Consider the following 15162-nt stretch of genomic DNA (forward strand, 5'->3'; position numbering starts at 1 on the left):
ATGACAAGTCGATCATTCATAAGCAAGCTATTATATCAATATACTAAATAATATCTAGACTCTATAAAGTTTTATTTATCAATTACTCTATGAAGTTATTCTGTTTTACTTAGGGCATGTCCTGAGCCTGAACGAAAGTACCTAAATGGGCTAAGAATGGTTAATGAGCAACAATCGTCACCGATATGCCCTCTGCAATTTGGTCGAACAATTCAATAATATCCTCATTACGCATACGTATACAACCATGCGAGAGTGGCACACCCATCGGTTCACTGTCTGGCGTACCATGAATGTAGATATAACGCTGATAAGTATCGCAGCCACCTTGACTATTACTGCCTTTATTAAAGCCCTTTTCCACACCACTTAGCCAAAGAATACGGCTTAATATCCAATCGCGTTCAGGATGTCGTTCACCAAGCTCAGCACTATATCTCTCGCCCGTAGGGACGCGTCCGATGAACACGGCATTTATGGGTTCATTTGCGCCAATTTTTTTGGCGATAAAGTGTTTGCCAAGAGGTGTACAGCCGCTATCTTGCTGACTGCCAATGCCATTTTTAGCAGTAGACACCGTATATTGAGTAATTTCTTTATCGTGTTGGTAGAGCGTTAATGTTTGCTTAGCAATATTGACCACCAACTGCACATCAGAACTTTCGTTAAATTGTTCGTTATAGCTTTCGTTATTTTTCATAGAATGTTTCCAACGGTCATTTACCCAATAGATATCATTATTGACCGCGTGATAAGTAAGTGGATTGATTTTTTCTATTATTAGGGGATTGTATCAAGGCTTTTGGCACCGTAATATAGGGGCACACTTTTTGATGCTAGCAGATTATGACGACTATTTCACCGACACGTGTGTCGATGTATGATTTTCTCTATCAAGATACCAAGCCAATGGTATCTTTATTGGCAGATGCCGCCAAGCTTTCATTACCACAAGCTCGATTGGCAATGGATGCCAGCTTACAAGCCATTATCAGTGCCTTGCTTGCTTACCAGCAGCATAACGACGGACAAGCTGTAAGCAAAAAGCTATTTAGTCGCAGCGCTGTTAAAGAGCTACGCCAATATAATTCCATGAATTTTTCGACCATGAATGCGACGTTATATCATCGCCATGAAGCGGCGGATGCGATATTTTATGATAATGCTCGCGTGATTAAAGCGAGTGACTATATTGCTCAGCAGATTGACGCAACAACGCAGCAAGTACAGATACTCCTCACATCTCTATGCATGATTGTCTTACGTGAACTGGCTATTTTAGCTGACTATAGCCAACTTGATAACGACGAGATGGATAAGTGGTTCGCTTTACAGCCACAGTTTTTATCAGCTGCTCGCTTTGCCATCAATGAGCCAGCGTCTGTCTCTGTTAAATTGAATAAGGTAAATGCAGATAACAGTCTAGTCGCAGCATCAGAGGTCAATTTAGACTCGACAGTAAAAACAAAAGCAGCAGCTGAATCCGACAACAATCCTAATACAGAACGTGCCTTATTAAGTGCAGAGCAGCTCGCTGACACCCCACCAGCGTTCAACCCTTACTGGCATGAGTTAACGACTTTCAAACCTGAACGTCATGAGCCTGTGCAAGATATGCAGTTGGCAACTGGCAATTATTTAAAAGCCATTGGACGCTCACCTGATAACCTGCAGCAAGGTCGCCATAACGACATGCTAGTCTTTACAGAAATGCAAGCCATTGCCTTGCCACACCAACGCTGGCTATTACAGCTCGCTAAAATCTCAGATATCTATCTCAGTCGTAATCGCCTACGTATTACCTCCGAACCTGCCAGTGCACCCAAACCGCCTTTGGTAAGCTTGGGTCTAATTGGTGGTAATAACGATAATACACCGACTACCACCAGCGAAAAGCCCATTGAATACGAGGCATCAATACCCCTCTGGAAAAATCCGGTTATCCTGATTATTATTGCTGTGATCGGGGTGCTTGGCGGGCTTGCAGCGCTCAAGTATCAAAGCCAAAAATCTGACGGTGTGTTACTGACGTCAGAAGAGGTCATAGAACAAGATATTATCGAAGAACGTCAACAGCAGGATGTGGCTATTGTCATGGTTGACGATGATGAGCCTGATGACAAAGAAACAAAAGCGGCTCAATGATAAATAAAAGCTCTGAGGACAGAACTTCTTAATTAGCAAAAAATCATTGAACAAACCTTCAAGAAATCCACAAAAAAAGGCGCTATTCATATAGCGCCTTTTCTATTCATATTTTTTATTCATGCTTTATCTAGCACAGTCTATTAAGACCGGCTTACTTCGATAAATCACGACCACGGCTCGCTTCAATCGCCAAACGTAGACCATTCAGACGGATGAAACCTTCTGCATCTTTTTGATCGTAAGCACCCGCATCATCTTCAAAAGTCGCAATTTTTTCATCAAACAACGAATCATCTGACTTACGACCGACGACGCTCACAGCACCTTTGTATAACTTCACACGTACTGTGCCATTGACATATTCTTGTGACTTGTCAATCAATGCTTGTAGCATCATACGCTCAGGACTGAACCAATAACCGTTGTAGATAGTTTTAGCGTAGCGTGGCATCAGCTCATCTTTTAAATGCGCCGCTTCACGATCGAGTGTCAATGACTCAATACCGCGATGCGCTTTTAGCATAATGGTACCCGCTGGCGTCTCATAGCATCCGCGTGATTTCATGCCAACATAACGGTTTTCTACGATATCTAGGCGTCCGATACCATGCTGACCGCCAATCTTATTTAACTTAATCATGACTTCGTACGGCTTAAGTGCTTCACCATCGATGGCAACGATGTCACCTTTTTCGTACTCTAATTCTAAGTATTGAGCTTCGTCAGGTGCTTCTTCTGGGCTCACTGACCAGCGCCACATATCATCTTCTGCTTCGGCGTAAGGGTCTTCTAAAATACCGCCTTCATAAGAGATGTGTAGTAAGTTGGCGTCCATTGAGTACGGAGATTTTTTCTTATTACCTGCATAATCAATCGCAATGTTATGCTCTTTGGCATATTCCATCAAGCTCTCACGGCTCGATAAATCCCACTCACGCCATGGGGCAATGGTGACCACGTCAGGCGATAAAGCAACGGCGCCAAGCTCAAAACGGACTTGGTCATTCCCTTTACCAGTCGCGCCATGACTGATCGCATCGGCGTTGTGTTCTTTAGCAATCTCAACTAAGCGCTTGGCAATTAACGGACGCGCGATAGAAGTCCCTAGCAGATACTCGCCTTCATAGATAGCGTTAGCGCGGAACATCGGGAATACATAATCACGGGCGAACTCTTCACGTAAGTCTTCAATATGGATATGTTTGATGCCCATGGCTTCGGCTTTGGCGCGTGCTGGCTCAACTTCTTCGCCTTGACCGATATCAGCAGTAAAGGTAATCACTTCTGCATCATAGGTTTCTTGCAGCCATTTAGCGATGATGGAGGTATCAAGACCACCTGAATAGGCCAAGACGATTTTATTAATATTTTTTGGATCAAGTTGAGCCATGAAGAACTCCTATTGTGAGCATTTAGTGTTAGGAAAAGCGCTAATATTCAATCAAAAGATAAATTACTTGCTCAGTGTACATCATATTTACTATAGGCAAAAGTGCAACTGCCCCATGGCATAAGCTTTTGATTTAAATTTTGGGTCAATAAATTTCAATTATTCACATGTAGGTGACAGCTGATTGCCGCAAATTAAAAAACAACCCATGTATTATGTACAGATATTTAGCCGCATATTTAGTCAAGTAGGCAAATCTGTTATGATAGCGGTACAGTATCCCTTCCTTTTATTTCCGTATATGACGATATAGAGCGCGACGACATTATGACTGATTCGATTAGAGAATTGACCATCCTTCAGCCAGACGATTGGCATATCCATTTGCGTGATGGCAAAGCATTGAGCACGACTGTATCGCACGCAGCAAACAGCTTTAACCGTGTCATATGTATGCCAAACTTAGTGCCTCCTGTTAAGAACACTGACGATGCGCGTGCCTATCGCGACCGTATCATGGCGCACTTAGTAGCCAGTGAGCTGAGTACTGAGCGCAAAACTGCATTCGATCCACGTATGACTTTATATCTCACTGACAAAACCACTGCCCAAGATATCGAGATGGCAGCAAAATCAGGTATCGTCCAAGCGGTCAAGCTTTATCCTGCTGGCGCGACTACCAATTCGGCTGATGGCGTCACCAATATTAACGCCTGTGTCGATGTTTTTGAAGCATTAGAAAAGTACAACCTACCACTGTTGATACATGGCGAAGTGACGCAAGATCATGTAGATATCTTTGACCGTGAGAAGCGCTTTTTAGACGAAGTATTGGCACAAATCATTGTCAAATTCCCTACATTAAAGATTGTCGTCGAGCATATTACCACCAGTGATGCGGCAGACTTTGTCTTAGCACAAGGCAATCACATTGCCGCCACTATCACTCCGCAGCATTTAATGTTTAACCGCAATCATCTATTGGTTGGCGGTATCAAGCCACATTTTTATTGCTTGCCTATTTTGAAGCGTGAAAGCCATCAAAGAGTATTATTAGATGTGGCAACCAGTGGCAATCCCAAGTTTTTCTTAGGCACGGACTCAGCTCCACATGCGACGGATAAAAAAGAAGCCGCTTGTGGCTGTGCTGGCTGCTATAGCGCCGCAACTGCCTTGCCATTGTATGCCACTGCTTTCGATAGCGTGGGGAAAATAGACAAGTTAGAAGGCTTCGCCAGTCGTTTTGGTGCTCAGTTCTATGGACTGCCAGTCAATGAAAGCACGATTACGCTTGTCAATACACCTATGCAAGTGCCAGCAGCCTATCCTTACTTTGATGGCTCATCATTGACCCCGCTTATGGCAGGCGAGACACTGCCTTGGTCTATCAAAGCATAAAACGCACTAAGCAAAACCATCTGTATTCTATTTTAACTTGAGAAGTTTAACCCTATGATAAGAATGACATCTGCTAACCAGCGGTGTGATTTGTATCATAGGTTATTTATTTTTCATTTAATGTCTTAATTCAATATAACAATACGACTGATAAAAGCGATTTAACCAGATATGACCACTCCAAACGATGCCGCCTTACCTAACGAAAACCCATCAAACCCTATAGATAATAGCATTAAGCGCCCAGCAAATACTTACACAGAAGATACCGCAGCAGACGAGCTAGCACCCATGCGTCTAAAAGACCGATTTCGTAAGTTTCTGCCTGTCGTCGTTGATGTGGAAACTGCTGGCTTTAATGCGCAAACCGATGCTTTACTAGAGATTGCCTGCATTCCTGTACTACTGAATGAGCAAGGTGTGTTTTATCCTGGGGAAGCATTCAATGCTCATATCGAACCCTTTGAAGGCGCGAATCTTGAGCCAAGTGCCCTTGCCTTCACTGGCATTGATCCCAACAATCCAATGCGTAAAGCCATTGCCGAAGACGAGAAAACAGCACTACGCCGTATCTTTAAGGGGTTAAAAGAAGTACGCCGTACTGAAGACTGCCGCCAGTGCGTCTTAATCGGGCACAACGCCCATTTTGACTTAGCGTTTTTGAATGCGGCAGTGCTGCGTACCAATAACAAAAGTCACAACCCGTTTCATAACTTTTCAGTTTTTGACACAGTGACCTTATCTGCGCTGGCATTTGGTCAGACAGTACTAGCACGGGCTTGTAAGGCAGCAGGGCTTGATTTTGATGGCAATGATGCGCATTCTGCCCTATACGATACACAAAAGACCGCTGAGCTGTTTTGCCATATCCTAAACCATTATCCTATGCTGGCTAATGCGATGCATACTGAAGAAAATAAAGAGGATTCGACTGAGAGTAGTCACAAATAATCCATTTATCACATATCCTATATTGCCAACTACCCATAATAGTGCTATTTGTAATACTTGATGACTTTAACATCTTGGTTTTACAATCAATAGGGATATGATTGATATCACAATAAATCAGCCACTTGTCTAACCGTTGAATATCATATTGTGTAAAACAATTCAAAAGCCAGACAAGCTGCTGTAATTACTCACATTAGAACGTCTCGTTATATCCTATAGATGGTTTAAGTTGCCCACATTGTCTCGATAGCCAGTACGATTCATGCTATCGAGGCGTAATAGGAGGGACTCTATTATGGATCCACAGCTTAAGTTATGGGGAACCATCCTCGGTTATATGCTGCTCGCATTGACTATTAGTGCTTGTACTTCTCTATGGATTCGCTATCATTTGAAGCGTAATGACTTACATCCTCGCCGTGCGATCAAAAAAAGATACTTAATTTTAAAAAGAAGAAGAAAAAGGCTTGACAGCAAGCGCAGACGCTATTAGAATACGCACCACTTCAGCATAAAGGTGAAAGCAGCTGAGGTGTTGTGTTACTAGTCCCCATCGTCTAGAGGCCTAGGACACCGCCCTTTCACGGCGGTAACGGGGGTTCGAATCCCCCTGGGGACGCCACTATTTGGCGTCACTTATTAGCAAGTTTGCTGCAAAGCATCTGATAAGACTAATAAGCGTACCACCAAAAAGCCTAATTACATAATATTGTGATTGGGCTTTTTTTATGCCTGTTTTTTATATCATGAGGCTCTTGATACCTTAGCACTCAGTTCGTCATCGCCGATTTACTTGATAAATGAAGCATAATTAATTTTATAGATAAGATTCGGTATTGAGTTCGCTCAAGATATTAACGTATATTTACTAAGCGTCGCTATCCATGGTTTTTATACTTAGCTTGATATTTTGTTTATTTATTGAATTTTTTATCAAAAATTTAAGCAAAAAAATCCAGCATTGAATACTGGATTTTTAAATCAAACATTCTGTTTTTACAAAAACTACCAAATCTTATCTGATAGCATTAGCCACAACAATGTCATCACAATCATGATACCGAGTACCGTTTGAATCAAGAAGAATGCTTGATGCTGACCAACAACCTTACTTAACGTCACCCCTAACGTGCTGTACTTGATAGGTGGCGTGTCAATATTGCCAGTTCTTGCTTGTTCCTCATAATACCCTTGTAAGATATCTAAAAATTCGCGCCATGCGTTAGAGCCCCAATCATAGGGTTTAAATGGCATGAGTTTTTTCAGCTCAGGCTCTTTGGTCATCCAACGTTCAAGTGTAATGGAGCGTAGAGACCAGTTCGAAAAACGGCGTTCGGTAATTTCTGAAAAATCTAAGATTTTTAATTCTTTATGTCGATCGTCTAATAATAAGCGATTCTTTAGATTGGTTAAATCTTGTTCTGACCCTTCTGCACATTGAAAAAAGTAGCCATTGCCATAGCAAAGAATACCCGTAACATTATCGGCTTGGTTACGCTCAATCGCGACCTCTGAGATGTCGTTAAGCGTGCTGGGGCTTGAAAGACCAGTCGAAGTAATTTGGCTTATATATATAAGCTGGCAGAGATCTGTCGTCACTGGATTTGTCGAATCGTTGATTGTTGACAATCAGCTTCTCCCTATTTTTAGGTAAATGTAGCTAAGACAACCATACTAAATTTAGAAAAAACATAGAAACAAGATCTTTGAAAATATCAAATAGGCTTGGTATATTATTGATTTTATAAATGTTTATATTAATTGTATTAAGTTGGTTACATCATAGGCTAGTTTAGTCATCAAAGCAATATATGTTTATCTTATATCATTAATTGAAAAAACCAAACAATAATTCACAATTATTTCTACTGAGAACTTGCACTGTGGTTTTTGGGAAGCAATAGGATAAATAGGTAATATGGGAGGGGAAAGTGATGATAAAAGCCGTCATCCAATGAGCGATAAGACCACCGGCTCATTAATGAGATTGATACAGACTGATGGCTATTGCGAGTGTTTAATTATTTTTTGTCTACTCAGAACTGAGTGGTAATAATCGCTGCGAGCAAGATAGCATCATCAGGATAGGTAAGCTTGATATTCTGGCGACTGCCAGTCACGAGGCGAATGGGTAGGTCTAAATATTCAAATGCACTGGCTTCATCAGTAATGGTGAGCTCGTGTTCAGCGACATAAGTCAATACTTTTTGCAGCTGACCTAAGCGAAACACTTGCGGCGTTTGTGCTTGCCACATATGACGGCGATCGATAGTACGTTTAGCGTAAGAATGTGGGCTGCTACTCACTGTTAAGTTAGCTACAGACGTCTCACCTACAAGCTCAGATTGAGCGGTAGACTGCGGATAGGATTCCTTTAAAGTATCAGCCACCGGTGTCGCTAAGATAGCGCCATAGGGCTCTAGCATCGCCGCTTCGATGACCTCTTCAATATCATGACTGGGAACCGCAGGACGCGCAGCATCATGAATAACAACCAAATCTGAGTCGTCGGCTCCCGCCCCAATAATCGCCTTTACCCCTGCCTGTACGGACTGCCAACGCTCATCGCCGCCAATCACATAATTGATGGGGAGCGCAAAATTAAGCGTCTGTGCTGTACTGTCATCTGCTGCGACGACTAATAAACATGTATCAATATAAGCACTACTAGCAAGCCGTGCCACACTATGCTGTAGCAAGGTCTGCCCTTGCAACATCGTATATTGCTTGGCAATAGAGGCACCAAAACGACTACCGCGACCCGCAGCAACGATCATGGCATGTACATTAGGTGTGATATTCATAAGGCAATATTCATAAAGTAGTATTCATGGTTAGAGCCCATGATAGTATTGCTAGGGATAGACGAGGAATAAGAGAAGTAACGAATTTCAGGTGAATAAGATTTCTATTATAGACAATAGAAGATCATAATTTTAGACAGTTAAGAGCAATTAATAACGGCTATGCGTCGTGGGCGCCGTAGATACTTGTACAAAGGTCTCGTTCGGCTTAATCAAACCCAAGTCTAAACGAGCGTGCTCTTCCACTGCCTCAAGACCAGTTTTTAAGTCATGCACATCAGTACGCAATAAGTTATTTGCTGCCACTTGGTTTTCGTTTAAGCGTTGTTGTTCTTCGATTTGAGTCAGCAATTTATTATGCTCAAAGCGACCATTTTCGCCCAGCCAATACTGATATTGCAATCCCAAAAGGACGGCAACGGCTAGAGCAAGTAGCATAAATTGGCTAAAGTATTTCATAAGATAATAACGCCGAACAACATAGAGACAATAATAAAATAAAAAACCAGCTTGCTAAGCGATATATCACCATATTAATGATGAGATATCGCCTAGCTGTAGCAAGAAATCTGGCTTGTTAACCACGTAGACCGATGAACTCTTCACGACCACGGTAGCTTGCACGTACTTGTTGCTCGATACGTAGCAGCTGATTGTATTTTGCCACACGGTCTGAGCGGCATAGAGAGCCAGTTTTAATCTGACCAGCAGCCGTACCAACGGCTAAATCTGCAATGGTGCTGTCTTCAGTTTCACCTGAACGATGTGAGATAATGGTTGCATAGCCATTTTTCTTCGCTAGATAGATCGCATCTAGCGTTTCTGACAAGGTACCGATTTGGTTAAACTTAATCAAAATTGCATTGGCAATATGCTTATCAATACCCTCTTGCAAGATAGCAGGATTGGTCACAAATAAATCATCACCAACCAACTGAACTTTATCACCAATCTGCTCAGTCAAATATTTCCAACCATCCCAATCAGACTCGTCAAGCCCGTCTTCGATAGAGATAATAGGATATTGACGCGCCAAGCCGACTAGATAGTCTGAGAATCCTTGGCTATCAAAGGCTTTGTTGCCCTCGCCTGCCAAGATATATTGACCATCTTTATAAAACTCACTAGCCGCACAGTCTAACGCCAAATGAATGTCTTCGCCCGCTTTATAGCCGACTTGCTCAATCGCTTGCATAATAACGGTGATGGCTTCTTCATTGCTACGCAGGTTTGGCGCAAAACCACCTTCATCACCAACCGCAGTATTTAAACCTTGTGATTTCAACACAGATTTCAAGCTGTGGAAAATTTCTGTACCAGCACGCAATGCTTCTGAGAAGCTGGTGAAACCAACAGGCTCAATCATGAACTCTTGGATATCAACGGTGTTATCCGCATGCTCACCGCCGTTCAAGATGTTCATCATCGGTACAGGCATCGTCAGCGACGTCTGATTGCGCAAGTTTGCAATATACTGATGTAATGGCAAACTTTGTGACTTGGCAGCAGCTTTTGCAGTGGCAAGAGACACCGCTAGCATGGCATTAGCACCAAGGCTATCTTTGTTTTCTGTGCCATCTAGCGCAATCATTGCATCGTCAATGCCTTGCTGTTCGGTGACGTCTTTATCCATCAACGCGCTGCGAATTTGGCTATTGACGTTAGCAACGGCTTTCTTAACGCCTTTACCCATATAGCGACTTTGGTCACCATCACGTAGCTCAAGCGCTTCGCGTGAACCAGTTGATGCACCACTTGGCGCAGCAGCACGGCCGATAGTGCCATCAGCTAAGATTACATCAGCTTCGATGGTTGGGTTACCACGCGAGTCTAAAATCTCACGGGCGCGAATGTCTTTAATTGCGGTGACGTTGGTGGTTTCTTCAGCGTACATAATGTCTGTTAATTCCTTTGGTCATGCCAAGTTTGTGGGATAAATAACGGCAACTAGAATACAAAAAAGATAAAGCAAAATCTCGTATAGTACTACGCCCAAACCAGCTTTGCTTATCTCTATAATCAGCAAGTTTTGAGCAAGATTAAAGGTAGTTTTAATACTTTAACCGTCAGCTATAGTGCTTGGCATCATAGCATAAATTTTGCCAAACTTCCCTTATCTTACACCGACTGGCGCTCATAAAATCACACCTAGATGAACAAATTACCAATTATGGATTTGTCTCAGCACCTATAATATTAAAAGCCATATGACTCTTATGCTTTTGTTAGACGTTCGGTTTTAGCGTGGGAGCCAGATACTGTGTTATCCAGCTCAACCTTTGTTTTAAATTGGGTCAAACGTAATGCATTCATTAATACAGAAATAGAGCTGAGCGCCATCGCAGCGGCGGCAATCATAGGGTTTAAAAAACCAAAAGCAGCAAGCGGAATACCCAGACAGTTATAAATAAAAGCAAAAAACAGATTTTGCTTGATGTTGCGCACTGTTGCATTAGCGATTTTTTGCGCGGCATCAATATGCATCAGTGACTCACCCATCAAGCGGGCAGACGCACTATGCTGGGCGACGTCTGTGCCTTCAAACATGGCAAAGCTTGCATCGGCAGTTGCCATCGCTGGCGCATCGTTGACACCATCACCTGCCATTGCAACTTTATGACCAGCCGTTTGCAACAAGGCAATTTGACTGGCCTTATCGCGTGGGCTCATTTTACCATAAGCTTGCTCAATGCCCAGCTGCCCTGCCACATGATCGACCACAGACTGCTTATCACCACTCATCAAAATGACATTGATACCTGCGTCTTGCAGCGCAGTAATAGCCTTCGGAGTATCTACTTTTAAGTCGTCAGCTAATGCAAAAGCACCCAAAGCTTCATCATTAATACTAACGGCAACGGTACTGGCAATTTGCCATACCTTTGGCATCAGCTTAGGCAGTGTTAAATTAGCAAACTCTGCGGTACCGACTTTCGCTATACCCAAACCTTCAATATTAGCTTGTATACCAGCGCCTTTAATGACACTAATATCAGTCACATTCATCAACGGCAAGTTTCGCTCAGTAGCCGCGTTAACCAATGCTGTTGCTAGCGGATGACTGGCATGCGCCTCAACGCTTGCGGCAATTTGTAACACATCATCGACTGCGATCGATTTATCAACCATCACATGGTCCACGATAGTCGGCTTACCAATGGTCAAAGTACCTGTTTTATCGAGCACTACTGTATCGATGTTGCCTGCCGCTTCAAGACTTTGTGCGTCTTTGAACCAGACACCATGACGCGCGGCAACACCCATACCAGCCATGATAGCGGCTGGCGTTGCCAAGCCAAGTGCACAAGGACAAGCAATGACCAACACCGAGACGGCATGCATCAAAGCAGTATCAATCATGCCAGTCAGCCACCACGTCACCCCAAAGGTGATAAGCGCAATGACAACGACAACTGGGACGAATACCGCCGTCACTCTATCCGCAAGACGGGCTAAATTGGCTTTTGAGCCTTGGGCATCGCTGAGCGCCTGTACCATATCACCAAGCTTTGTATCACTACCTTTAGCACTGACGCGGTATAACAAGCTGCCATTTTCAACCAACGCCCCTGCCAATAATTTATCTCCCACTTCTTTTTTAAGCGGTACCGACTCACCCGTTAAATGACTCTCCACACACCAGCCAGCACCATCGATAACTACCCCATCGGTTGCAACTCGGCTGCCTTGCTTGGCACGCAAAATATCACCAACTTGCACGTCTTTAAGAGCAACATTATGAAAATCACCATTAGGCTGCTGCTGTTCGACTTCATCGGGCGTTAAGGACAATAATAAATCGATACTATTGAGGCTGTGTTTCTTAGTGCGCTCTTCTAGATACTTACCCGTACGTACAAAAGCAATGACCATGACGCCTGCTTCAAAATACACTGCAGGACTGCCATCCACACCGTGACCACCAGCATGACCACTTTGCAGCAAACTGTTTAAAGTGCCATCGCCATGAGTCAGCCATAGATACGTTGAATACGCCCAAATAGTCACGGTACCGATGACGACTAGCACATCCATATTGGCAAGACCACCTTTAATCGACGCCCAAGCGCTTTTGTAAAATGGCAAGGCAAATCCAAACTGTACAATGGTCGCCAATATAAATTGAGTCCAAATCGGCGGCATCCACGCCATACCCTGACCAACGAGCATGCCTGCCATACCAACTAAAAATGGCACCAAACAAATCCATAACCCAATCAAGCGCCATGGGTAGTGAATCGCGGTATCTTCGTCTGTTTTTGCAAACAAACTATCGGCCGCCTGCAAATTGGCAACGAAGCCTGTTTTATTTACCCATTCTGTCACTTGTTCAGGCGTTGTCTGGGTCGGATCATAATCAACATTCGCAGTCTCGCCAGCGAAGTTTACACTCACCTCGTATACCGACGGCTTTTTGTTGAGCACCTTCTCAATTCGCGAGGCGCAGGCTTGACATGTCATCCCCTCAATTGCTAGCTGCAAGTGTGCACGCTGCGGCGCGAGCGGCGTATTGGATTGAATGTCAGTTTTTACATCGTAGGCGTCATGATTGTCGGTTTGGGTAATATCATTCATAAATAAAACTCGGTATGGCGTTTATGCGTTATGGCGTTATAAAGTCGTCTGAGCTAGGACAGCAACTCAGTGGATGGAATATCTAAGTCAAACAAATAGCACACTTTTAAATTTGATATTGGTATGGTCACACTGAATAGTTAGTACGCTACTATCAATAATTTTCAACCATTAAAAAACCAGCCTTGATAGCCGGTTTTTTAATACAAACGGAGTAGGTTAAGCATTGGCAACAGTGGCATCAAAGCCTGCATCGTCGATAGCAGCAGCAATTGTCTCTACACTGGTTTTGCTATCATCAAAAGTAACCGTCGCTTGATTATCTGCCAGCTCAATACTGATATCGTCTAAGCCATCGATATCGGCAGTGGCGTTATGCACACTGGCCACACAGCCACCGCAAGTCATGCCATCAATTTTAATAATACGTGTTTGGTTTGCCATGAGAGGCTCCTTATTTTTGTAACTGAGTTTTTATAGGTAAATACTTTTATTAAAGAATTGCTTTTATAAGCGTCTTTTTAAGACGGCTATCTTTTAAGACCTTATAAAAATAGCACTTAATCAGCTTAAGCCCTATCACGGTTAACAACAAGACTCTTTAGTTGTTACTTTATTAATAGAACCGTAAATAATGGAACTGTAAATAATAGAACCGTGAATTTATGCCTAAGTGACAGACAATAGCGCTTATTTTAGAATAACGTCTAATCATCATGACGTGGGTTTTGCGGTGCATCAAGAGGAAATGGCTGGGTCACATAATCGACCGTACTGATTGCCGCCGTAAACGCATGAATACTGGTGTCTGTATCTTCATAACGTATGGTGGCAACATTATTATCAGGATCAAGCTCGATTGCCGTCACCCCTGTGATATTTTTCAGCGCTGTCATCACACTCTTTAACCCTTCATCATCATCGATATTTTCGATACTGACTGTTGCTGTTTGCATCGCCATAATCTCAGCCTCTTATTGTCTGTGAATACATTAATGGGTATCTAACACCTCAAAGCCTTTGACCAAGTCATCAATTTGCTTCAACTGACGCAAAAACGGCTCTAACTGGCTCATACGTAGCGCACACGGACCATCGCATTTTGCAGTCTCTGGGCTTGGATGCGCTTCTAGAAACAACCCTGCCAGTCCTGTCGCCATCCCTGCTCGTGCCAAGGTTGTAATTTGTTCACGGCGTCCACCCGCACTATCGCTACGGCCGCCTGGCTGCTGTAAGCTATGCGTCACATCAAAAAACACAGGGATATTCATCTGCTTCATGGTATCAAAACCAAGCATATCAACGACCAAATTATTGTAACCAAAGGCACTGCCGCGCTCACAAAGGATCAACTTATCGTTACCACCTTCAAGGCATTTGTTAATGATATGACGCATCTCATGCGGCGCTAAAAACTGCGCTTTTTTGATGTTAATAATCGCATCTGTCTTCGCCATAGCGTGTACTAAATCTGTCTGACGTGATAAGAATGCTGGTAATTGGATGATATCTGCGACTTCAGCGACGGGTGCCGCTTGATAAGGTTCGTGGACATCCGTGATAATAGGGACTTGATATTTTTCTTTAATTTGACCCAGCCAATCAAGACCCTGCTCTAATCCAGGACCTCGATATGAGTGCAGGCTTGAACGGTTGGCTTTATCAAAACTGGCTTTGAAGACATAGCCAATGCCCAAACGCTGACATATTTCGACATATTGCTCTGCAATCTCGAACGCCAATTCCTTTGATTCCAAAACATTCATACCACCAAATAACACAAATGGTTGGTCGTTACCGATATTAAGAGTATTGCCATTTGGCGTAGTAAGTTTGATATGTGATTGCGCTGTTGATAAATGTTCCATGAAGTCGTTGCCCTCTTTATTGTTA

At 43.1% G+C, this 15162-nt stretch carries 14 protein-coding genes and 1 tRNA gene; 5 read left to right on the forward strand and 10 right to left on the reverse strand.

What is annotated here, in order from left to right:
- Window positions 1–160 precede the first annotated feature (160 nt).
- Window positions 161–700, reverse strand: a complete 540-nt coding sequence (locus INT03_RS09390; RefSeq protein WP_193008741.1) for a L,D-transpeptidase — start codon at window positions 698–700, stop codon at window positions 161–163.
- A gap of 146 nt (window positions 701–846) precedes the next feature.
- Between INT03_RS09390 and INT03_RS09395 the strand changes: the two genes are divergently transcribed.
- Complete coding sequence (locus tag INT03_RS09395; RefSeq protein WP_193008742.1) at window positions 847–2145, forward strand: hypothetical protein; 1299 nt, start codon at window positions 847–849, stop codon at window positions 2143–2145.
- 154 nt (window positions 2146–2299) lie between these two features.
- Here the strand turns inward: INT03_RS09395 and INT03_RS09400 are convergent, their stop codons facing one another.
- Complete coding sequence (locus INT03_RS09400; protein WP_193008743.1) at window positions 2300–3538, reverse strand: argininosuccinate synthase; 1239 nt, start codon at window positions 3536–3538, stop codon at window positions 2300–2302.
- Window positions 3539–3865: 327 nt separating this feature from the next.
- Between INT03_RS09400 and pyrC the strand changes: the two genes are divergently transcribed.
- The 4 genes from pyrC to INT03_RS09420 all read left to right on the forward strand — a co-directional run bounded on the left by pyrC (window position 3866) and on the right by INT03_RS09420 (window position 6512).
- Window positions 3866–4936, forward strand: a complete 1071-nt coding sequence (gene pyrC / locus INT03_RS09405) for a dihydroorotase (protein WP_193008744.1) — start codon at window positions 3866–3868, stop codon at window positions 4934–4936.
- A gap of 291 nt (window positions 4937–5227) precedes the next feature.
- The gene (rnt, locus tag INT03_RS09410; protein ID WP_201600334.1) at window positions 5228–5887 is read left to right on the forward strand and encodes a ribonuclease T; all 660 of its coding nucleotides are present in this window, start codon (window positions 5228–5230) and stop codon (window positions 5885–5887) included.
- 298 nt (window positions 5888–6185) lie between these two features.
- Entirely contained in the window at window positions 6186–6383 is a 198-nt protein-coding gene (locus INT03_RS09415) for a hypothetical protein (protein ID WP_140412980.1), read from the forward strand.
- A gap of 53 nt (window positions 6384–6436) precedes the next feature.
- Window positions 6437–6512: transfer RNA gene (locus INT03_RS09420), tRNA-Glu, on the forward strand.
- 383 nt (window positions 6513–6895) lie between these two features.
- Here the strand turns inward: INT03_RS09420 and INT03_RS09425 are convergent.
- From INT03_RS09425 to kdsA, 8 genes are all read right to left on the reverse strand, one after another.
- Entirely contained in the window at window positions 6896–7519 is a 624-nt protein-coding gene (locus INT03_RS09425) for a BLUF domain-containing protein (protein ID WP_045444510.1), read from the reverse strand.
- A 407-nt stretch (window positions 7520–7926) separates the two neighbouring features.
- Window positions 7927–8694, reverse strand: a complete 768-nt coding sequence (locus INT03_RS09430; RefSeq protein ID WP_193008746.1) for an IspD/TarI family cytidylyltransferase — start codon at window positions 8692–8694, stop codon at window positions 7927–7929.
- A 150-nt stretch (window positions 8695–8844) separates the two neighbouring features.
- On the reverse strand, window positions 8845–9153 hold the full coding sequence (locus tag INT03_RS09435; RefSeq protein WP_055125147.1) for an FtsB family cell division protein: 309 nt from the start codon (window positions 9151–9153) through the stop codon (window positions 8845–8847).
- Window positions 9154–9271: 118 nt separating this feature from the next.
- Window positions 9272–10588: a phosphopyruvate hydratase gene (gene eno / locus INT03_RS09440; RefSeq protein ID WP_045444505.1), complete on the reverse strand. Its 1317-nt coding sequence runs from the start codon at window positions 10586–10588 to the stop codon at window positions 9272–9274.
- Between the two features lie 320 nt (window positions 10589–10908).
- Window positions 10909–13269: a heavy metal translocating P-type ATPase gene (locus INT03_RS09445; RefSeq protein ID WP_193008747.1), complete on the reverse strand. Its 2361-nt coding sequence runs from the start codon at window positions 13267–13269 to the stop codon at window positions 10909–10911.
- A 219-nt stretch (window positions 13270–13488) separates the two neighbouring features.
- On the reverse strand, window positions 13489–13713 hold the full coding sequence (locus INT03_RS09450) for a heavy-metal-associated domain-containing protein (RefSeq protein WP_011280902.1): 225 nt from the start codon (window positions 13711–13713) through the stop codon (window positions 13489–13491).
- A 263-nt stretch (window positions 13714–13976) separates the two neighbouring features.
- Window positions 13977–14231, reverse strand: coding sequence for a heavy-metal-associated domain-containing protein (locus tag INT03_RS09455; protein ID WP_060491650.1), 255 nt, complete (start codon window positions 14229–14231; stop codon window positions 13977–13979).
- A gap of 30 nt (window positions 14232–14261) precedes the next feature.
- Window positions 14262–15137: a 3-deoxy-8-phosphooctulonate synthase gene (gene kdsA / locus INT03_RS09460; RefSeq protein ID WP_193008748.1), complete on the reverse strand. Its 876-nt coding sequence runs from the start codon at window positions 15135–15137 to the stop codon at window positions 14262–14264.
- Window positions 15138–15162: the final 25 nt, after the last annotated feature.

Source organism: Psychrobacter sp. PG1, from assembly GCF_014897815.1.
In the GTDB taxonomy this organism is placed as follows: Bacteria; Pseudomonadota; Gammaproteobacteria; order Pseudomonadales; family Moraxellaceae; genus Psychrobacter.

Coding starts and splice junctions, on each gene's coding strand:
- INT03_RS09415 (WP_140412980.1), top strand. CDS start 6,186: ATGGATCCACAGCTTAAGTTATGGGGAACCATCCTCGGTTATATGCTG.
- INT03_RS09430 (WP_193008746.1), bottom strand. CDS start 8,694: ATGAATATCACACCTAATGTACATGCCATGATCGTTGCTGCGGGTCGC.
- INT03_RS09450 (WP_011280902.1), bottom strand. CDS start 13,713: ATGGCAAACCAAACACGTATTATTAAAATTGATGGCATGACTTGCGGT.
- eno (WP_045444505.1), bottom strand. CDS start 10,588: ATGTACGCTGAAGAAACCACCAACGTCACCGCAATTAAAGACATTCGC.
- INT03_RS09400 (WP_193008743.1), bottom strand. CDS start 3,538: ATGGCTCAACTTGATCCAAAAAATATTAATAAAATCGTCTTGGCCTAT.
- INT03_RS09435 (WP_055125147.1), bottom strand. CDS start 9,153: ATGAAATACTTTAGCCAATTTATGCTACTTGCTCTAGCCGTTGCCGTC.
- rnt (WP_201600334.1), top strand. CDS start 5,228: ATGCGTCTAAAAGACCGATTTCGTAAGTTTCTGCCTGTCGTCGTTGAT.
- INT03_RS09395 (WP_193008742.1), top strand. CDS start 847: ATGACGACTATTTCACCGACACGTGTGTCGATGTATGATTTTCTCTAT.
- pyrC (WP_193008744.1), top strand. CDS start 3,866: ATGACTGATTCGATTAGAGAATTGACCATCCTTCAGCCAGACGATTGG.
- INT03_RS09455 (WP_060491650.1), bottom strand. CDS start 14,231: ATGGCGATGCAAACAGCAACAGTCAGTATCGAAAATATCGATGATGAT.
- INT03_RS09445 (WP_193008747.1), bottom strand. CDS start 13,269: ATGAATGATATTACCCAAACCGACAATCATGACGCCTACGATGTAAAA.
- INT03_RS09390 (WP_193008741.1), bottom strand. CDS start 700: ATGAAAAATAACGAAAGCTATAACGAACAATTTAACGAAAGTTCTGAT.
- kdsA (WP_193008748.1), bottom strand. CDS start 15,137: ATGGAACATTTATCAACAGCGCAATCACATATCAAACTTACTACGCCA.